We start from the raw sequence: 19,838 nt of genomic DNA, 5'->3' as shown, positions 1-19,838 counted from the left end.
GTATTAGGCACGCCGCCAGCGTTCATCCTGAGCCAGGATCAAACTCTCCAATAAAGTTAGTTTGTCTAGCATCTAAAATAAAAATTGACGTTTCACGTTGTTTGTTTCGTTCAGTTTTCAAAGAACTTGTCCGCCGCTTCAGAAGCGACTTCATCATATTAACATCTTCATTTTTCGATGTCAACTAAGTTTTAAAATTTCTTTTTTGTCGTTTTCTGCGTTTCCGCATCAGCGACGTTTATTAATATACCATCACACTTTTTAAATAACAAGTGTTTTTTATAAAAAATACAAAAAAATTATCTATCCTACTTTCTTCTATAGAAATAACTATTATCCTCTCTACTAAAAATAGTTATTCTGATTGCATAATACTACACTTCATTCAACCAAATTGCATTTCACAATACCTTCCCAGATTTTCATTCTCTTCTATATTAAAGTTTATAATAATTATCCTTCTATAGAATAACGATATAACTTAGCATTAAGAAAAAATTCCATCTACATTAAACAACCACTCACGCGCATTAATCCTTCCTTCTCATTCAAAAATTTAAATCCCTACAAATAACAACATTCCAACACAAATATGAACTTAAAATTATTGTTAGAATTTTTTTACATTTAATTAATGAAAAATATCCATTTTTTGTTATATAGTAAGAAAGGACGCACTCAACTATAAATAAACCAATGGAGGAATTATTTTATGGATAGGTTAACAAAGTTTTCATTAAAAAACCGAGCTGCCATTATCATCATGATTTTTCTCATTTCCATACTCGGTGTTTATTCCGGCTCTAAATTACCTATGGAATTTTTACCGAGTATCGACAATCCAGCAATTACCGTCACAACCTTATCTCAAGGACTCGACGCTGAAACGATGACAAAGGATGTAACTGATCCTCTCGAAAAACAATTTCGCAATTTAGAACACGTCGACACCATTACTTCTTCTACATACGAGGGATTATCACGTATCGACATTGCGTATACATCAAAAGCAAACATGAAAGATGCAGCACGCGAAGTCGAAAAAGCCGTCAATACAATTAAATTACCTAAAGATGTAACCAAGCCCGTAGTTAGTCAATTAAACACTTCTATGATTCCACTCGCTCAAATTACTATCCAGAAACAAAACGGTTTTTCAAAAGCAGATGAAAAACAAATTGAAAAAGAAATCGTACCACAACTCGAAAACATTGATGGTGTTGCCAACGTTATGTTTTTCGGAAAATCCACCTCTGAATTATCTATCGTACTTGATCCGAACCAATTAAAAAACAAAAACGTAACATCACAGCAGGTACTAACTGTTTTACAAGGAAAAGAAACTTCTACTCCAGCTGGGGCAATTACTGTTAATCAGGAAGAATACAACCTCCGCGTCATTGGGGACATAAAAAATGTAAATGACATTAAAAACATCACTGTGGCACCCCAAGTGAAATTGCAAGACATTGCTCAAATTGAAATCAAACAACACTACGATACAATCTCACATATAAACGGAGAAGAAGGCACAGGATTAATCATCATGAAAGAACCGAGTAACAATGCAGTTGCCATTGGAAAAGAGATTGATAAAAAAATTAAAGAGATAGATAAGGAATATAAAGCTCAATTTTCCATTAAACTTTTGGCTTCAACCCATGAACAAGTTGAAAATGCTGTTACTAGCATGGGAAAAGAAGTAATACTTGGAACAATCGCTGCAACTCTAATTATCTTAATCTTTTTACGTAACTTCCGAACAACACTCATCGCTGTTGTCAGTATTCCATTATCCATTTTATTAACACTCTTTTTACTACATCAATCTAACATTACGCTTAACATTTTAACCCTCGGTGGTTTAGCTGTTGCGGTTGGACGTCTCGTCGATGATAGTATCGTTGTCATCGAGAATATTTTCCGCCGTTTACAAAAAGATTCTTTCTCTAAAGATATCATTCTCGATGCAACGAAAGAAGTCACTGTCGCAATTACTTCTTCTACTTTAACAACGGTCGCTGTTTTTTTACCTATCGGCCTCGTATCAGGAGCAATCGGAAAATTAATGTTACCTATGGTATTAGCAGTTGTATATTCTATATTATCATCCTTAATCGTTGCACTAACAGTTGTTCCACTTATGGCTTTTTTACTACTCAAAAAAACAAAGCATCGAAAGCCAAGTTCTTCATCACGATATGTCGCTACATTAAAGTGGGCTCTTTCTCATAAATTCATTATTCTACTTACTGCATTTTTATTATTTGTAGGATCAATTGCAGCTTATATATTACTACCGAAAGCAAACATAAAATCTGAAGACGACACAATGTTATCTATTAACATGACATTTCCAGCCCATTATAATGCTGAATCTCAAAAACAAAAAGCATTTGATTTTGAAAAGAAATTACTTTCTAATTCAGATATAACAGACGTTATTTTACGAATGGGATCTAGTGCAGAAGATGCACAATGGGGGCAAACAACTAAAAATAACCTCGCTAGTATATTCGTAGTCTTTAAAAAAGGTTCTGATATTGATCAATATATTAAAGAGTTAAAAAAGGAACATAAAACTTTTGAGCCTGCTGAACTTGATTATATAAAAACAAGTTATTCAAGCTCTGGCGGCGGCAATAACTTACAATTTAACGTAACAGCTACTAACGAAGCGGATTTAAAAGAAGCGGCTACTATCGTTGAAACAAAACTAAAAAGCATGGATGATCTTTCTAAAGTAAAAGCAAATTTAGAAGACTCTAAGAAAGAATGGCAAATTCATATTGATCAAACAAAGGCTGAACAACTAGGTTTAACACCAGAAATAGCTGCGCAACAAGTAGCATTCCTTATGAAGAAATCACCTATTGGCGAAATTACAATTAATAATGAAAAAGCTACTATTATGATAGAACACAAAAAAGAAAACATTAATAAACAAGAAGATATTTTAAATACAAACATACTATCACCTATTAATGGACCAATACCTTTAAAAGACATCGCAACTATTTCAGAAAAACAAATACAAACAGAAATTTTCCATAAAGACGGAAAAGAAACAATCCAAATTACAGCCGAAGCTTCAAATGAAGATTTGAGTAAAGTAAACACAGCAGTAAATAAAGCGATGACTGACTTAGATTTACCTGGTGGTGCAAAAGTAAATATCGCAGGAGCTACTGAATCTATGCAAGAGAATTTTACAGATTTATTCAAAATTATGGGGATTGCAATCGGGATTGTATATTTAATTATGGTTATCACCTTCGGGCAAGCACGTGCTCCTTTTGCAATCCTATTCTCCTTACCATTAGCTGCTGTCGGTGGTATTTTAGGATTAATCATTTCACGAACACCTGTTGATGTAAATTCCTTGATCGGCGCATTAATGTTAATCGGGATTGTTGTTACAAACGCTATTGTATTAATAGAAAGAGTCCAACAAAATCGGGAACATGGAATGGAAACTAGAGAAGCCTTACTTGAAGCAGGTTCTACTAGACTACGCCCAATTATTATGACAGCTATTACAACAATCGTTGCTATGCTCCCACTCCTATTTGGCCAATCCCAAGCAGGAAGTATGGTATCAAAAAGTTTAGCCGTCGTTGTCATCGGCGGTTTGGCAGTCTCAACTGCTCTTACATTAGTAGTCGTTCCAGTTATGTATGAACTATTAGATAAAATCGGGAGAAAAAGACGCTCCCGTAGGAAAATAAGCACTTCTACAGAAACACCTGATATTTAAAAACAAAAGGCGTTATCTTCACAAATGAAGATAACGCCTTTTCTCTATTTAGTCATATAATCCATCATTTTTTCCACATATTGCTCTATAGGTTTACTAGAATCCACAATAAGGTATTCATTATTTGAAGGTCTTTTACTACCATTTAACCACTTTTTAAAACCTACTTCCGACTCCACCTTTTCAATTTGACTGATCATACGCTTACGTGTTTGCAGTCTCCTATTAATCTCTTCCATATCATTAAGATAACACTCAATATATTTATATTTCACACCATGTTTATTTGATAGTTCAATCCCTTTTTCAACCATTCCCTCATATAAACACGGACTATCCAATATAACACTATGCCCTTGTTCTAAATAAGAATCAATCAATACCCATTCGGCATCATACGCAAGCCCACCAACAATCGTTGATTCAATTCCTTTTACTTTTAATGATTTTAACAACGCGGATTTCAAAACATCATGATCTATAATTACAGCACCTGTTAATTTCGCTATATACTTAGAAACTGTCGATTTTCCTGACCCAGGAAAACCTGACATTTGCAGAAAAAACAAATTAAAGCTCCTCTCTAAATTACATCTGTTCTTCTTTATAATTAATCACAAATTCAACAATCATTACATCCATTCCTTCTATATTAAAATACAAAAGAACCCCCTACCTATAAATAGAGAGTTCTTCTTTATAATTTATGCCGCTTTTACCTTTTTCGTTGTTTTACTTTTTCTTTTCGTTCCTGTAAAGCGCTTGTGTAATATAGATGCTATCAAGCGTGAAATAACATTGAATAGTAATACCATAATAATTAATACAGCTGCAGATTTTGTCGCAATCAACTTCGCATCTGGAATAACTCCTTCAGAATTTAATTTCCAAATGTGAACCGCTAATGTTTCAGCTGGTCTAAACGGATTTAAAGGATGCGCAGGACTTGAGAAATCCGCTGCTGAATTTAAAATCGGGGATGTTAAACCCGCTGTGTAAATTAATGCTGCCGCTTCCCCAAATATACGACCCGCCGCTAAAATAATCCCTGTAATAATTTGTGGTAATGACGATGGGATAATAATACGAGCGATTGTTTGCCACTTCGTTGCACCTAATCCAAGACTTGCCTCTTTTACATTCTGAGGAACTTCTGAAATCGCATTTTCACAAACACGCGTTAAACCTGGTAAATTTAAAATAGTTAAAGCAAGAGCACCACCCATTACTGTGTATCCCCAACCTGTCATTGTAACGAACACTAACAAACCAAATAAACCAACAACAATAGAAGGTAAAGACGCCATCGTCTCTATACATAGACGAACAAAATTTAAAAAACGTCCTTGTTTTGCGTACTCCGCTAAATATATTCCAGCACCTAATCCAAGAGGAATAGATATAATAAGCGTTATAACAAGCATATAGAAGGAATTGAATAACTGCGGACCAATCCCACCACCAGCTCTTGTATTGCTTGGTTCTCCAAACAAGAAATTAGGATCCCAAAATCCCCATCCCTTTTGTAAAATCTCAAATACTAAGAACACTAGCAAAGCTACAACTAAAGCCGCAACCGCATAAAAGATACCCGTCCAAACTTTATTTACCGTTCTTGCATTCATTATTATCGCTCACCTCTTTGCCCAATCGCTCGAATTACTAAAATAAACAGGAATGAAATAACAAGTAAAATCATCGCTAAAGTCCATAGCGCATTGTTCCAAGCAGTTCCGTTCAATGTATTCGTCATGTCCATTGTTAAAATACCAGTTAACGTCGCTGTCGGACTATATATTCCTTCTGGTAATTTAATTGTATTCCCGATTACCATTTGAACCGCTAACGCTTCACCAAAAGCACGCGCTAAGCCTAAAACAACACCTGTTAAAATCCCTTTTTTCGCAGCAGGAACAATCACTCGGCTAATCGCTTGCCATTTCGTTGATCCTAGACCATAAGAAGCTTCTAAATAATCAAATGGAACAGAACGTATTGCATCAGAAGCGATACTAGCAATAGTAGGTAAAATCATAATACTTAATACAACAATACCTGCAATTAAACTAAAGCCTACTCCCCCAAACGAATCACGTAATAGTGGTACTAAAATCGTAACACCTAATAATCCGTATACAACCGAAGGAATACCAACTAACAATTCTAGAACAGGCTTCAATACTTTATTTCCAAACTTTGGCGAAATTAAATTCATGAATATAGCAAGAGCTATAGCAATTGGTGCACTAATAATAACCGCGCCTAACGAAACCACCGTTGAACCTACAATGAAAATTAAAGCCCCGAAGGATCCTTGCTCAGCATTTGGATTCCATTTTGTCGATGTTAACATCTCAGTAAATGAGATACCACTTTGTGTAAAAGATTGAATACCTTTCCCACAAATAAACGCAATAATAGCTAATGTAATTAAAACAATAAAAATACCACAAAACGTAACAAGTGATCTTCCTATATATTCACTTTTCACGTAATTAATTTGCTTTTTCCCCTTCATCACAGGACAGACCCCACTTCACAGATTGAAATGAACAGGACTGGCCTTGCAGCCAGCCCCATAAAATTTTATTACTTATTTAATTTAGACATTGGAATGTAGCCCATATCTTCTACTTGCTTTTCAAAATCTTTACCTTTTACATAATCGATATAAGCTTTCGTCGCTTCCTTCGCTTCACCTTTTGTTACCATATATTCGTAAGACCAGAATGGATATTTACCAGACGCGATGTTTTCAACTTTCGGTTCAGCACCATCAATTTTCACTGTTTGTAGTGCGCCTTTTTTCTCGCCCACCATGTAAGACATTGCTAAATAACTCACCGAACCAGGAGTAGAGTTAATCGCTTGCTCTACTGCACCGTTAGAATCTTGTGTTGTACCAGTTCCATCATTAATTTTCGCGTCTTTCATAATCGTTTTTTCAAATGTAGCACGTGTACCAGATGAAGCCGGACGATTAATTACATTGATTTTTTCATCTTTTCCGCCTACTTCTTTCCAGTTTGTTACTTTTCCAGTGAAGATATCTTGTACTTGTTGCATTGTTAAGTTATCAACTTTTACATCTTTATTTACGACAAGAGCGAATGCAATACCCGCTACCTTGTTATCTACTAATTCTTTCGCCTTTTCAGCATCTTTTATTTTATCTCCGGACGGAACATCTGAATTACCAATTTGTACTGCACCAGATGCTACTTGGTTAATCCCAGTTCCACTACCGCCACCTTGAACTTGAATAGAAACTTTTGAATTTTTCTCCATGAATTTCTTTCCAGCTTCCTCCGCAAGAGGTAGAAGAGCTGTAGAACCAGCCGCTGCAATCGTACCTGATAATTCTTGTTTTGTATTATCGCTTCCTTTAGCAGTGTCTTTACTAGTTGTATCTTCTGCTTTCCCACAACCAACTAATGCTCCTGCTACCACTAAAGCTGCTAAAGAAAATTTAATACCTTTTTTCATAACCATGTCTTGTACCCCCATTTGGATTATCACTTTTCGAATTCATTTTCTTTCGAACACAAATTCATTGTAGGACAACAATATTATGTGAGTGTTAAGCAATTTTTAATTTTAAGTAAATGACGATAATAATCCTTAAAAGCTAGAAATCCCAACATTTATAGTTAAATAACCAAACAAAAACCACACTAACTACACTGCAATGTAAATATATTCTTAACAATGTAAATTCAATGTAAATGTTTTTCTCTCTTTTTCCCTTTTCGTTAAAGTTACATTTACAATTCCGCTGTATTTTGTAATTTTTACACACCTAATTTATGCACATTAAAAATAATTTCAGTAATATTTTTTAGTACAACTAAATAAATTGGAACAATTCTAAAAATAAATGAATATTTTTAAAGTACTAATTGACAACATAATCCAATGTAGTCTACTATATTACTAACAAAAAGTTTACCTTAGGAAACTTTTTAAACTCAAACTAAAAATATAGAGATGAGGTAACTTTTATGGTATCGGCTAATATAAAACCACTTTCCGAATTTAAAATAGGAGAGTTTGTACAAATTGAGAAGATACAATTAGAAGGAACTATGAAACGACGCTTATTAGATTTGGGATTTATCCCGGGGGCGACGATTAAAGTATTGCAACGCAGTCCACTTGGAGATCCGGTCGCTTATCAAGTGAGTAACACAACTATTGCACTGCGTAAAGAAGAAAGCTCCCTTATTTTCGGGGTATTAATAGGAGATGATTTCAGATGAGCAAACATCGTATCGCTTTAGCTGGTAACCCGAATACAGGGAAAAGTACATTATTTAATACTTTAACAGGCTTAAAACAACATACTGGAAACTGGACGGGAAAAACTGTTTTAAAAGCTGAAGGAGAATATGAACATAACGGAAGTAATTATACATTAATAGATTTACCTGGAACTTACTCGCTATACTCAAATTCCGCAGACGAAGAAGTAGCGAGGGATTATATTATATTTGAAAAACCAGAAGTAACTGTAGTTGTTATAGACGCAACTGCTATGGAAAGAAATTTAAATTTAGCACTTCAAGTGATGGAGATGACAAACAATGTAGTCATTTGCATTAACTTAATTGATGAAGCCGAGAAAAAAGGGATTGTTATCGATGAAAAGAAATTAGCAAAATCACTTGGTGTACCTGTCGTTAAAATTTCAGCACGTAACCGAGTAGGTATTGGTCATTTGCTAAATGTTATTGCAAAAGTAGCAAATAAAAAACTAATTCCAACACCAATTAAAATTACTTACAGCGAAAAAATCGAAAATATGATTCAGGAATTAGAACCACAAATTTATAAAGTGTTCGGTGATACGTATCCAGCACGTTGGATTGCGTTACGTATATTAGATGGAGATAAAAATTTCTTAACTACACTTCAAAAACACCATAATGAACCACTTGTAAGGGAGGTCGTAATTAATGGAATCTCACTCAGCCAGTAAAGCTCTTCCATTAGACTATATTATTCAACATGCACAAACACTTTCAAAAGAAGATATACGAGATGATATAGTCGGAGATATTTACCGAACATCTGCAAGCATATGTAAAGAATCTGTCCAATATACAAATACTGATAAATTATATCGTTCTGAAAAACTAGATAAAATTTTTACATCTCCAATCTGGGGATTCCCAATTATGCTCGGTATTTTATCTATTATTTTTTATCTTACAATTGCAGGCGCTAACGTACCATCTGATATGATTGCCGAATTCTTCGGATGGGCCGAAGGATATTTAACATCTTGGTTCCAAGCAGCGCATGCACCTGAATGGTTACATGGCATTTTAATACTTGGTTTGTTCCGTGGTATCGGTGCTGTTATTAGCGTTATGCTACCACCTATGGCAATCTTTTTCCCTATGTTCGCGCTATTAGAAAACTACGGATACTTACCACGTGTCGCGTTTAATATGGACCGCTTATTCAAACGATCCGGCGCACACGGGAAACAATCTTTAACAATGGCAATGGGATTTGGTTGTAATGCAGCAGCCATTATGTCAACACGTATCATTGAATCACCACGTGAACGTATGCTAGCAATTTTAACGAACAACTTCGTTCCTTGTAACGGTCGCTGGCCTATGTTAATTTTAATGGCTTCACTATTTATGGCTGCTGGTTATACAGGCAGTATGCAAACATTGGTTACTGCTGGCGTTGTAGTTGGAATGGTTGTACTTGGTGTTATTATGACATTAACTGTTTCTTGGGTACTATCAAAAACAGCCTTAAAAGGGGTTCCAACTCACTACACACTTGAGTTACCTCCGTACCGCAAGCCAAAAGTTTGGAATACAATTGTTCGCGCAACACTCGATAAATCAATCTACGTTTTAAAACGAGCTATAGTTGTTGCTGCCCCTGCAGCTGCATTAACTTGGTTACTTGCTAACATTTTTATCGGTGACACAAGCTTACTTATGTATTTTGTAAACTTCCTGGATCCATTCGCTAAAATGTTAGGACTTGATGGCTTTATTCTAGCTGCGTTCATTCTTGGACTACCAGCGAATGAAATTGTTATCCCAATTTTATTAATGTCTTACTTATCAACTGGGGCTTTAACTGAAATAGATGATTTTAATCAAATTAAAAATCTATTCCTAGAAAATGGTTGGACTTGGTTAACAGCGTTAAACACAATGTTGTTCTCACTTCTTCATTTCCCGTGCGGAACAACACTGGTTAACATATATAAAGAAACAAAAAGTGCAAAATGGACATTCTTATCGTTTGCAATCCCTACCGTTATCGCCATTGTTGTGACATTCCTCTCTACACAATTGGTACATTGGTTAGGGCTTGTATAAAGCAAAGCATACATAGAAGGTATCCCCCTTCACATATGCTTTGTATAAAAGAAACCTGAAATCATTCAGGTTTCTTTTTTTGCACATCAGTATTCCAAGGCTGCACTCCATACGTTGTGAGTTTCTTATGAATAAAGTATATGGCTCCTGGAAGAATCGCTATTAATATTGTGCAACTAATTCCTAATCCAGTAAACAACTTCCATCACCTTACTTCACTTTCTTTGGTAATGCTGAACCTGAATGTTCAATTGTTGGATCAACGTGAACATTAATTTCAGCATTACTAAAATAATTTTGGCCTTGATCCCAATTCTTACTAATTTTCTTCCACTCTTTATAATTATGCCTCTTATATACCTCTCCTAATTCCAATACATCTACCTTATATTTTTTTTGAACAAGCTGTATAGACTTTTCAATACGCTTCTTCATTTCCTTTGAAATCTCTTTCTTTAAAAACTTTTCATTCATCACTTGTTTCGGTTCATTAAAATGTAATTCAGCTAATATGCCTTCTGTGGACAAATGAATATCAAACTTCGGTTTTGTAGCATTTTCAGTAGACACTTGGATCTTTCGGCGCAACTTATGAATTTCATATGTAATGAGCTGATTCTTTTTACGAACAGTAAAGAAACCTCCAATTTTTTTACCTATTACATAGTTCATTCCTAATGTTTGTTCTCCACTCAAAGTTCCAACGCACTTATTATCCTTTCCACGGATCAATGCCGCTCCTTCCATTTGTACGCCTTGTTTAGTTAATCCTAAGAGAGGTAATGCAAAACTTCGATCTGCGATCATTTTCCCTTGTACTTCACCAATTCTCGCCGCCTCAATCATTTGAGCGTTTTTCGGAGGATGTTCAGCTAACATATCAATGTACTGCGCCGGTAAGTTTTCAGGTTTTGCACTTTGTTTTAAAATAGATTCTGCATTTTTCTTGGAAACGAACAAACGAATATTTCTTCTCATTTCATGATCACGAAAATATACATCTAACGTATTTTGTAAAACATACGGATTCGCTAGTAATTCATCCGAAAAAATAATGACTTGTATATGCGGAAAAAATAATGTTCGACTAATTTTTTTAGCAATTATTCTTATTTGCTCAAAGACGCTATCTGCTTTCGCACTTACGTTAATATAATTTTCACTATCTCCATCGCCCTGTCCACCTTGTTGTGCTAACTTACTGGGAAGTACCATCTGATACGTCCCTTTCATAATCGGATTTGATTTCTTTTTCTTCACAATATCGTAAGCTGCGCCTACTACAAATCCTCTTTCTTCTATTTCTTCTAGTTCAGAGCACCCACTTATAGATCCAGCTAAAACCATAACCATTATAATTTTAAGAAGGTGTTTCATTTCTACCATTCCTTCTTTTTATTTTATATACAATAAAAACTAACAAAGGAGCTAATACGACAAACCCCATATCTATCCACGCTAAATACGTTCCGTAACTTGATAACATATCTAAATTACCAGGGAGCATATTCAGCATAAAAATCAGAGGCGCGCTTCCGAAAATAAAAATATGTTTCTTCACTTTCGGAAACATGGCACAAAATAATAAAGATGCGACGTCATAATACATTGCTGTAGTGTTATAAATAGTAATAATCCAAGTCGTAAAAAAAATTGCATCGAACCTTTCTAAAAAGCCTCCACCAATTTCAATTTCTTTCCCTAACTCAATTGTTGGATATGTCAATCCACGAGTTGTCATATACGTAAAAACACTAATACAAGTTACATAAATTAAAATGTATGAGAGCACATTTACTATTACTGCTTTCGCAACTGCCATTGGTGCCTTTTTCGCTGTCTTATCATTCAACAACACAGCATAAAACAGAGCTACCTCAAATCCAATAAATGTGAATATAGAATTTTTAACCCCAACAGCGTATTGACTTACTTCCGTTTGGAAAGCTGGAAACAAATTGTTTATTTCCATTAAATTTATATTTAATAAAGAAAGAAGCACTATTGCAATTAGGACAATAGGTAAGAACATAACATTTAATCGTAATAAAGCTGCTCTCGACCCTGCTATTCCATAGATAACAACTAATAAGAAGAAAAAAGATAGTAACTGTACCGGTGTCTCACTAAATAAATACGTTTGCGAAATTATTGCAATCATTCGTGATTCATATGCTGTCAAAGCAGCAAACGTTAATACTAAAACCATACTAATCGTGTATGCTACCGGCTTTGTCAAATGTGTACTCGTATATTGAACAAAGTTTTGTTTTGGAAATAAAATAGCCACCCTCGTCACAAACCAGCCTAAAACTGCACATATCAATCCACCCGAAAGCAAAATAATCCAACCATCTGAAAATAAAGTTTGGTTAGCAATATCCCTTGGCATAGATAATGCTCCTATACCAATAATGGTCGATGATACCGCAAACCCAATTTCCCGAGATCCAATTTCTTCATCGCCATACTCAAATGGTTTCAATTATTTTCGCTCCTTTGGACGTACTGTAGAATCTTTCGTTTGTAAATATTCCGGTCTCTCTTTCAACATTGATTTTGGCATGCGAATAAACTCTTCTTTCCAATCTTTATAAAATGCGGGAGCAATTGGAGTTGTATACGGTACACCAACACTTGTTAAATTTGTAATATGAACAGCAAGCGCAATAAGAGCTAGAATGATTCCATACAACCCAAAAGCCGTTGCTGCTAACACAAAGACGAAAAGTAAAATCCGAAACGTAATTGTGATGCTATACACTGGAAGTGAAAATGTAGCAATAGCTGTAACCGCAATAATGATAACTAAAAATGGATTTACAATTCCTGCATTCACCGCTGCCTCTCCAATTACAAGACCACCTACAATCCCAATTGTTTGTCCCATCGGTTTCGGCAACCTAATTCCTGCTTCTCTTATTAACTCCATCGTTAATGCCATCATTAACGTTTCAATATAGGCAGGAAAAGGAACACCTTCTCTTGCTCCAGCAATCGAATAAGCCAATTTAGAAGGAATAAGTCCTTGGTGATATGAGACGAGCGCTACATACATCGCCGGCATTAAAATTGCAACTATACCAGAACCCATCCGCAAAATTCTTAATAAAGTCCCTATTACCCAACGCTCATAGTGATCTTCCACAGATTGAAAAATATCAACAAATACTAGCGGAGCTATAAGGGCAAAAGGTGATCCATCCACCAAAATAGCTGCCTTTCCTTTCGCTAATGAGGCCACAATATTATCAGGCCTTTCCGTATTCAAAAACTGCGGAAACGGTGATAAATTATTATCTTGAATTAATTGCTCAATTGTACCCGTCTCAAAAACGACATCTGTCACTATGGATTGAAGACGCCGATCTAGCTCTTTTACAATGTAAGGATTGATAATGTCTTCTATATATACTAAAGTCACTTCTTTTTGGGATCTCTTTCCCATAATATAAGATTGAAATCTCAGCTTTGGGTCACGTAAACTACGGCGAATTAACATTTTATTTACGTTAATATCTTCATTTAATCCGACCCTCGGTCCACGTATTAAATCTTCTGTTACTGGCGGTTCTAAACTTCTTTTTTCCCAAGCTCTACTATTAATTACGATAGCAGTTTGAATATTATCAATTAATATGACTGTATCTCCCGCTAAAATCGCATTTATAATATCTGGAAACGTTGTCTTCTTACCTACTTCTGCAATAGAAATAAAGCGATCCAATAATGTTTGAACAACAGCTTCGTCTTTTTGTACTTCTTCATATTGAAGTGTACGAACGACATATTTATAAACATTATCCTTATCTGTTAGCCCACATAAAAAAACAACAGCACAGCGTGTAAAACTACCAGCAAGGGCAACTTCCCTAATTGTTAAATCATTAGGCGAACCTAACTCATCCCTAATTTCTTTCATAACTTCAAATAAGTTACCTTTTAGCTCTAACAAGTCCCCCACCTAACTTCCTTTTCAACAAGTTTTTAGTTAGATTCCGCTAATAGAAGAAAATATATACAAAAAAGAGCTATCTCTTTTCAAAGGTAGCTCTAGCATACGAATTACTTTTCTACTATTATATCGTTTTTCTTTATAGATACATTTTTGGTGAATCCGCTAACGATAAACATCACAATCATATTCATTAACAATGCGACTATACCCACATTTAAATCTTTTATATATTGAGGGAAACCCGGAAACATCGTAGCTATAGTTGAGCCAGATAAAGTAATATACGCAACCACTAACAAACCAATCCCCATCCCTGCAATTGCTCCTTGCTTCGTAATAATCTGACGTGGAAACAAACTACATACAAGTGCAGGGAAAAGTTGTGTCACTATACTATACCCCATTAAAAGAAGCGCTCCTATCGTTTCTCCACCTTTAAAAGTAAACAAAACAGCTACAAGCGTTACTACAGGAACAAATAATTTCGCCACTTTTGCAACTTGTCGATCCGAAGCAGATGGGACCATTGTTCGGTAAATATTTTTCGCTAATAATGTGGAAGCGGCCATGACAAGCATAGAACCTGGAACTAATGCCGTTAAAACTCCAGCACTACCAATAATCCCAATAAACCAAGGATCAAAAGTTTGAAGAGCCAGACGGAATAACGATAGGTCTACATCTCCTCCCTTTAATCCAGGAACTTGCAAAATAGCTGCAAATCCTGCAAAGAACACGAAAAGTAAAACTAAAGAATACAGTGGCATAATGGCCGCATTTTTACGAAATACTTTTTCATTTTTTGCAGAGAAAGCAGAGGCGAATGTATGGGGCCACATATAGAAACCGAGAGCTGTTAATACAATAGTAGAAACAAACCAAGAAATGCTCATTCCTTCATCAGGTAAAGATAAAAATCCTGGTTTTGCTGCTTCTACAGCTTCAAACATCGGCTGAAATCCTCCGTAATAATGGTACGGTAAATATATACCTAAAAACATAACGATAAACAGTATCATAATATCCTTCAAAGCAGCCGTCCAAGCCGAGCCGTGTATACCTGAAACCATTACATATATCGTTATAACAATTGCGCCAATCCACACCGCGATAACTGGTGATACCTTTCCGTACGACGCTTCCGAAACGATAATTCCTAATCCTTTCAACTGTAAAACAAGATATGGGATAATCGAAATAACTCCAATGATAGAAACGATAAGGCCAAGTGCCTGACTCTTATATTTCTTCACAAAAAAATCTGGCTGTGAAACTAAATTATGCTCTTTTGCATATTTCCAAACTGGTGGTAATAAAAAATAAGATAAAATATAAGCTAATGCACCATAACCTAAAATATAGAAAGTAGGTGCTCCTTTACTATACGCCCATCCACTTCCACCTAAAAATGTGAATGTCGTATAAATTTCACCTGCCATAAGAAGAAAAACAAAAATAGTGCCAAAACCTCTTCCTCCAACTGACCATTGCTCTAAATTCATATCTTTTCCATGTTGTGCCCGAATTCCTAAAAATAGTGCGAGAAACAAAAACAAAATAATGATAAGTAATGCGGTCATTTTACATCCTCCTTATTAGCAGGATCAAATACGTACACAATCCCCATACAAAGAGATGTAATAAGGACTGATAATAATATCCAAAATAATAAAAATGGCATCCCTAATATGTAAGGAGTAACTGAATTAGCAAATACGGGGCCAACAACTAAACAAAAAACTGGAATAAGCGCTAATACGTGTATTTTCTTCATCTCATTCTCCTTTACTTATGAAATTCATAATCGATGATACAAAGACTTCCACGCCAATCGGTAATGCATCTTCATCAATCGTAAAACGAGGGTGATGATGAGGATATATAATTCCTTTCTCTTTATTTCCTGCTCCGATAAAAAAGAATGTCCCTGGTGCTTTTTGTAAAAATGCTGAAAAATCTTCTCCAGCCATCGTCGGCTGTAAACGAGTAACTCTTTCCCTTCCATAAAGCTGTAATGCTGTTTGCTCAATAATCTCTGTAACTTCATAATCATTTACTACTGGACGATATCCATATTCATAAGAAAACGTATATTTCGCTCCGTAAGCTTCTGTCACGTGCTTTACGATCTGTTCAATCCTTTTCTCTGTTTCTTCCCGCAACTCATGTCTTAAACTCCGCACTGTCCCTTCAATCTCTGCTTGTTCTGGAATCACATTATGGGTTGTCCCAGCGTGAAATTGCGTAACAGATACTACAAGGGAATCTAACGGATTCGTGAGGCGAGATACAATTTGCTGAAGTTGCGAAACGACTTGTGTTCCGATTGCAATACTATCCACCGTTTCATGAGGGATTCCAGCATGTCCACCTTTTCCCTCTATCTTAATTTTAAAAACATCCGGTGCAGCCATTGCAGGACCATAAATAACACCTATTTTCCCAACCTCTAACGACGCCCAAAGGTGAGCACCAATAATATAATCCACACCTTCCATTACACCTGCAGCAACCATCTCCTCTGCACCACCAGGAAAATTCTCTTCAGCATGTTGGAATAGAAAACGAATCTCCCCTTTAATCTTCTCTCTTTCTTCTACCAACTTATGTACAACCCCAAGTAATATCGCTATATGTCCATCATGACCACATGCATGCATTACACCTTTATATGTAGAAATAAAATCAAACTCATTTTCTTCATGAATAGGAAGAGCATCCATATCGGCTCGAATCGCAACTGTTTTGCCCGGATGTTTACCTACTAACTTTGCCATCACACTATATTTAGTCGGCCGTGACACTTCTAAATATGGGAATTTCCGAAGTATATCGAACACAAACTGCGATGTTTTCTCTTCTTGAAAAGATAACTCTGGATACTTATGAAAATGCCTTCTCCACTCAACTAACTGATTTTTTGACAAAACAAGTTCCTTTGCAACATCCATTTCTCTTCTCCCCTTCTTCACCAAGTTAAATGTTATTATAACGTGAATCGTTAACTTTTAAAAGAATATTCTGAATTTTCAGTGTTAATAAACCAAAAAGAAAAAGCCATCCCAAAGATGACTTTTTCATTATTATAAAATAGTAATTGCTTGTTTTCCCATTTGCTCCCAAGCTCTCTCAAATTCTGCTCGCGGAACAGCCAAACGTGGATTATTTTTAAGAGGATCATTTACATATACAAAGTTTTGATCATATCCAATTACTACTGCACTATGCTCATAATATGTAATTTTCACTTCGCCTGAACTCGTATTCCATGTTTCAAAACTACTTTCAGCTAGCGGCTTAAACGTCGTATTAATAATGACCCATACCGGAGAGCCAGAACTAATTACTTTATATATATCTTGCATGTCTCTACCTGTTAAATTAATTACTTTTTCAGGAACATATTTTTCTGCTAAATCAAAGATTGGTTTATTGTATACACCATACCCAGGCTCTGCCTTTGTATAAATATTTCCCACAAATCCCTCGTAAGGATTTCCACGCAAACCATTTTGTTCAAATGGAACACGATGAATTTCGCTAGCAAGTTGCATCTTATCTACTTGTACACCTTTATATTGCAGCAACATAGCTAAACTTGTCACTTCACATCCTCGAGGTAATTCTGGTAATTGTTTAATAAACGGAACCTCTTCAATCATAGCTGCTTCTTTCATTTCAGATAGAAACTCTAAGCGTAGAACTTGCGCCTTTTGCATGATTTTATCTTTCCCTATAAAAAACGCAGCAGCAAGTATAATCCCAAAAACAAAAAGATATTTTAATTTTTTCATTATAAACAAACTCCATTAATTATTATTTTACAGACACAACTCTTATCATTGTACCCTTCTTCTTACTAGTTTGCTAGAAAGATCATGTGAATTATCGATCATAGAATTAATTATAAAAATTCTAATTATTTTTAATAAAAAGAAAAATAAATATACATTTCCAGAATATTTTGCTAAAATCAAATTTGTTAACATGGTGAAGATATCACCATGTTAACAAAAATTCTTAGAGTATTTAGTCATAGTTCGTTTTTTTACATACTCCATTCATTTCATAGCAAATAAACCGAGTGTGTGTTGCATCCCCCACTAATGATTAAAAACTCAGAATAAAACGAAGTTCACACATTCAAGAAAATACGGGGTGAGGGGCATATGAATCAACAAATTGAACAAACAGATTTAAAACGAACAATGAAAAGTAGACACCTATTTATGATTGCACTCGGCGGTGTTATCGGAACCGGGTTATTTATGGGATCTGGTCAAATTGTCCATAATGCCGGACCTGGTGGTGCTATTCTCGCATTTTTAGTCGGTGGATTTGTTATGTATTTAACGATGTTATGTCTTGGTGAATTATCCGTCGCTATGCCAGAAGCAGGTTCATTCCAAAGTTATGCAAGCAAATTCATTTCACCTGGTTTTGGATTTGTTGTCGGTTGGATGTATTGGTTAAATTGGGCTGTTACAGTTGGCGTAGAGTTAACAACTGTAAGTATTTTAATGAAACGCTGGTTTCCAGACGTTTCTTCATGGATTTGGTGCGTTACATTTGCAGCAGCACTCTTCCTCGTAAACGCTTTATCAGCAAAAGCATATGCAGAAGCAGAGTTTTGGTTCGCAAGTGTAAAAGTCGCAACAATTGTTATTTTCATCGTACTTGGCGGCGCTGTTATGTTCGGTCTACTAGACTTTAATGGAAAGCCAGCCCCAATGCTTCATAATTTCACTGAAAATGGCGGGCTATTTCCAAATGGTGCATTAGCTGTTCTTCTTACGATGATTACAGTAAATTACTCCTTCCAAGGAACAGAATTAATCGGAATTGCTTCAGGCGAAAGTGAAAATCCTGAAAAAACAATTCCAAAAGCAATTAAAAACACAATTTGGCGAACTCTCTTCTTCTTCGTCTTAGCGATATCAGTTGTTGTAGGTTTACTCCCATGGCAAGAGGCTAATCTAGTCGAAAGTCCCTTTGTACTTGTATTTGATGTAGCCGGTGTCCCATATGCAGCAGACATTATGAACTTTGTTATTATTACAGCTGTATTATCCGTTGCTAACTCTGGTCTCTACGCAAATTCTCGTATGCTGTGGGCGATGGCAAAACAAGGAATGGTAAGTCCAGCATTTACGAAATTAACTAAAAAAGGTGTACCGCTAAATGCATTAATTTTCAGCCTAATTTTCGCTAGCCTGTCCTTACTAACAAGTGTATTTGCGGCAGATACTGTCTTTCTAGTTTTAACATCTATTGCAGCAATGGCTGCCGTTGTCGTTTGGATGTCAATCGCCGCTTCACAGTTTTTCTTCCGTAGAAATTTCGTGAAAAACGGTGGCAACATAAATGATTTAAAATATCGTACACCGCTCTATCCACTAGTTCCAATCGTAGCGTTTTCGCTGAATTTCATTACATTTGTTAGTTTGGCTTTCATTCCAGATCAAAGAATTGCTCTTTATTGTGGCATTCCATTTATGATTATTTGTTACATTTTATATCAAGTTAAATATAAAAAAATTGTCACAATTGAACAGCCACGAACTGTCACACGAGAAATAAACTAAATATACAAAATATTCAGCTATCTTTCTTATGATAAGATAGCTTTTTTCTATTTCTTGGATATCCTGGTATAACTTTATTTATCTTAAAATTTTCACAATCACGTTTTTCTCTGGAAAATAGTTTACAATGTAATCAAGTTACAAATGATATTCACCTTAAAAAGTGTGCATTTGTGTCTATT

General features: G+C 35.5%; 17 protein-coding genes. 6 read left to right on the top strand and 11 right to left on the bottom strand.

Annotation, left to right across the window (positions count from 1 at the left end):
- Nucleotides 1-188, top strand: a 188-nt coding sequence (locus ACTFO4_RS22605) for a hypothetical protein (RefSeq protein WP_205189829.1), incomplete at its 5' end; no start/stop codon positions are given.
- Between the two features lie 524 nt (nucleotides 189-712).
- Nucleotides 713-3,757: an efflux RND transporter permease subunit gene (locus ACTFO4_RS22600; protein WP_440014383.1), complete on the top strand. Its 3,045-nt coding sequence runs from the start codon at nucleotides 713-715 to the stop codon at nucleotides 3,755-3,757.
- Nucleotides 3,758-3,801: 44 nt separating this feature from the next.
- Here ACTFO4_RS22600 and ACTFO4_RS22595 read toward each other — a convergent pair whose 3' ends face one another.
- The 4 genes from ACTFO4_RS22595 to ACTFO4_RS22580 all read right to left on the bottom strand — a co-directional run bounded on the left by ACTFO4_RS22595 (nucleotide 3,802) and on the right by ACTFO4_RS22580 (nucleotide 7,249).
- Nucleotides 3,802-4,326 (bottom strand): AAA family ATPase, encoded by a 525-nt coding sequence (locus tag ACTFO4_RS22595; RefSeq protein ID WP_000465755.1) that lies wholly within the window; start codon nucleotides 4,324-4,326, stop codon nucleotides 3,802-3,804.
- Nucleotides 4,327-4,461: 135 nt separating this feature from the next.
- Nucleotides 4,462-5,382, bottom strand: a complete 921-nt coding sequence (gene pstA, locus ACTFO4_RS22590) for a phosphate ABC transporter permease PstA (RefSeq protein ID WP_000994141.1) — start codon at nucleotides 5,380-5,382, stop codon at nucleotides 4,462-4,464.
- Between the two features lie 2 nt (nucleotides 5,383-5,384).
- Complete coding sequence (gene pstC, locus ACTFO4_RS22585; RefSeq protein WP_000676677.1) at nucleotides 5,385-6,275, bottom strand: phosphate ABC transporter permease subunit PstC; 891 nt, start codon at nucleotides 6,273-6,275, stop codon at nucleotides 5,385-5,387.
- A 71-nt stretch (nucleotides 6,276-6,346) separates the two neighbouring features.
- Complete coding sequence (locus ACTFO4_RS22580; protein WP_000245108.1) at nucleotides 6,347-7,249, bottom strand: phosphate ABC transporter substrate-binding protein PstS family protein; 903 nt, start codon at nucleotides 7,247-7,249, stop codon at nucleotides 6,347-6,349.
- A gap of 509 nt (nucleotides 7,250-7,758) precedes the next feature.
- On the opposite strand from ACTFO4_RS22580, the gene ACTFO4_RS22575 reads away from it, so the two are divergent.
- From ACTFO4_RS22575 to ACTFO4_RS22565, 3 genes are read left to right on the top strand one after another with little or no spacing between them, the layout of a single operon-like run.
- The gene (locus ACTFO4_RS22575) at nucleotides 7,759-8,016 is read left to right on the top strand and encodes a FeoA family protein (protein WP_000252982.1); all 258 of its coding nucleotides are present in this window, start codon (nucleotides 7,759-7,761) and stop codon (nucleotides 8,014-8,016) included.
- Nucleotides 8,013-8,735, top strand: a complete 723-nt coding sequence (locus ACTFO4_RS22570) for a FeoB small GTPase domain-containing protein (RefSeq protein WP_000033865.1) — start codon at nucleotides 8,013-8,015, stop codon at nucleotides 8,733-8,735. The genes ACTFO4_RS22575 and ACTFO4_RS22570 overlap by 4 nt, the downstream gene beginning before the upstream one ends.
- Complete coding sequence (locus ACTFO4_RS22565) at nucleotides 8,713-10,113, top strand: nucleoside recognition domain-containing protein (protein ID WP_000443605.1); 1,401 nt, start codon at nucleotides 8,713-8,715, stop codon at nucleotides 10,111-10,113. Before ACTFO4_RS22570 ends, ACTFO4_RS22565 begins: the two co-directional genes overlap by 23 nt.
- 210 nt (nucleotides 10,114-10,323) lie before the next feature.
- Here the strand turns inward: ACTFO4_RS22565 and gerLC are convergent, their stop codons facing one another.
- The 7 genes from gerLC to ACTFO4_RS22530 all read right to left on the bottom strand — a co-directional run bounded on the left by gerLC (nucleotide 10,324) and on the right by ACTFO4_RS22530 (nucleotide 17,865).
- Nucleotides 10,324-11,490 carry a spore germination protein GerLC gene (gerLC, locus tag ACTFO4_RS22560; RefSeq protein WP_000681648.1) on the bottom strand — a complete coding sequence of 389 codons (1,167 nt, stop codon included), beginning with the start codon at nucleotides 11,488-11,490 and terminating at the stop codon, nucleotides 10,324-10,326.
- Nucleotides 11,474-12,598 carry a spore germination protein GerLB gene (gene gerLB / locus ACTFO4_RS22555; RefSeq protein ID WP_326234978.1) on the bottom strand — a complete coding sequence of 375 codons (1,125 nt, stop codon included), beginning with the start codon at nucleotides 12,596-12,598 and terminating at the stop codon, nucleotides 11,474-11,476. The genes gerLC and gerLB overlap by 17 nt, the downstream gene beginning before the upstream one ends.
- Nucleotides 12,599-14,077: a spore germination protein GerLA gene (gene gerLA / locus ACTFO4_RS22550; protein ID WP_004402934.1), complete on the bottom strand. Its 1,479-nt coding sequence runs from the start codon at nucleotides 14,075-14,077 to the stop codon at nucleotides 12,599-12,601.
- Nucleotides 14,078-14,178: 101 nt separating this feature from the next.
- The gene (locus tag ACTFO4_RS22545) at nucleotides 14,179-15,651 is read right to left on the bottom strand and encodes a sodium:solute symporter family protein (protein ID WP_326234979.1); all 1,473 of its coding nucleotides are present in this window, start codon (nucleotides 15,649-15,651) and stop codon (nucleotides 14,179-14,181) included.
- On the bottom strand, nucleotides 15,648-15,845 hold the full coding sequence (locus ACTFO4_RS22540; protein ID WP_000719856.1) for a DUF3311 domain-containing protein: 198 nt from the start codon (nucleotides 15,843-15,845) through the stop codon (nucleotides 15,648-15,650). Before ACTFO4_RS22540 ends, ACTFO4_RS22545 begins: the two co-directional genes overlap by 4 nt.
- A gap of 1 nt (nucleotide 15,846) precedes the next feature.
- Complete coding sequence (locus ACTFO4_RS22535) at nucleotides 15,847-17,022, bottom strand: amidohydrolase (protein ID WP_017673715.1); 1,176 nt, start codon at nucleotides 17,020-17,022, stop codon at nucleotides 15,847-15,849.
- A 132-nt stretch (nucleotides 17,023-17,154) separates the two neighbouring features.
- Nucleotides 17,155-17,865: a C39 family peptidase gene (locus tag ACTFO4_RS22530; protein WP_242259596.1), complete on the bottom strand. Its 711-nt coding sequence runs from the start codon at nucleotides 17,863-17,865 to the stop codon at nucleotides 17,155-17,157.
- A 375-nt stretch (nucleotides 17,866-18,240) separates the two neighbouring features.
- On the opposite strand from ACTFO4_RS22530, the gene ACTFO4_RS22525 reads away from it, so the two are divergent.
- Nucleotides 18,241-19,656 carry an amino acid permease gene (locus ACTFO4_RS22525; RefSeq protein WP_375035571.1) on the top strand — a complete coding sequence of 472 codons (1,416 nt, stop codon included), beginning with the start codon at nucleotides 18,241-18,243 and terminating at the stop codon, nucleotides 19,654-19,656.
- Nucleotides 19,657-19,838 lie beyond the last annotated feature (182 nt).

It is taken from the genome of Bacillus cereus group sp. MYBKT14-1 (assembly GCF_051915185.1).
In the GTDB taxonomy this organism is placed as follows: Bacteria; Bacillota; Bacilli; order Bacillales; family Bacillaceae_G; genus Bacillus_A; species Bacillus_A cereus.
This window is presented reverse-complemented; position numbering and strand designations above follow the sequence as displayed.

What these genes read in the sequence shown, in the direction of transcription:
- ACTFO4_RS22600 (WP_440014383.1), top strand. Translation starts at nt 713, where the DNA reads ATGGATAGGTTAACAAAGTTTTCATTAAAAAACCGAGCTGCCATTATC.
- pstA (WP_000994141.1), bottom strand. Translation starts at nt 5,382, where the DNA reads ATGAATGCAAGAACGGTAAATAAAGTTTGGACGGGTATCTTTTATGCG.
- pstC (WP_000676677.1), bottom strand. Translation starts at nt 6,275, where the DNA reads ATGAAGGGGAAAAAGCAAATTAATTACGTGAAAAGTGAATATATAGGA.
- ACTFO4_RS22580 (WP_000245108.1), bottom strand. Translation starts at nt 7,249, where the DNA reads ATGGTTATGAAAAAAGGTATTAAATTTTCTTTAGCAGCTTTAGTGGTA.
- ACTFO4_RS22575 (WP_000252982.1), top strand. Translation starts at nt 7,759, where the DNA reads ATGGTATCGGCTAATATAAAACCACTTTCCGAATTTAAAATAGGAGAG.
- ACTFO4_RS22570 (WP_000033865.1), top strand. Translation starts at nt 8,013, where the DNA reads ATGAGCAAACATCGTATCGCTTTAGCTGGTAACCCGAATACAGGGAAA.
- ACTFO4_RS22565 (WP_000443605.1), top strand. Translation starts at nt 8,713, where the DNA reads ATGGAATCTCACTCAGCCAGTAAAGCTCTTCCATTAGACTATATTATT.
- gerLC (WP_000681648.1), bottom strand. Translation starts at nt 11,490, where the DNA reads ATGAAACACCTTCTTAAAATTATAATGGTTATGGTTTTAGCTGGATCT.
- ACTFO4_RS22545 (WP_326234979.1), bottom strand. Translation starts at nt 15,651, where the DNA reads ATGACCGCATTACTTATCATTATTTTGTTTTTGTTTCTCGCACTATTT.
- ACTFO4_RS22540 (WP_000719856.1), bottom strand. Translation starts at nt 15,845, where the DNA reads ATGAAGAAAATACACGTATTAGCGCTTATTCCAGTTTTTTGTTTAGTT.
- ACTFO4_RS22535 (WP_017673715.1), bottom strand. Translation starts at nt 17,022, where the DNA reads ATGGATGTTGCAAAGGAACTTGTTTTGTCAAAAAATCAGTTAGTTGAG.
- ACTFO4_RS22530 (WP_242259596.1), bottom strand. Translation starts at nt 17,865, where the DNA reads ATGAAAAAATTAAAATATCTTTTTGTTTTTGGGATTATACTTGCTGCT.
- ACTFO4_RS22525 (WP_375035571.1), top strand. Translation starts at nt 18,241, where the DNA reads ATGAATCAACAAATTGAACAAACAGATTTAAAACGAACAATGAAAAGT.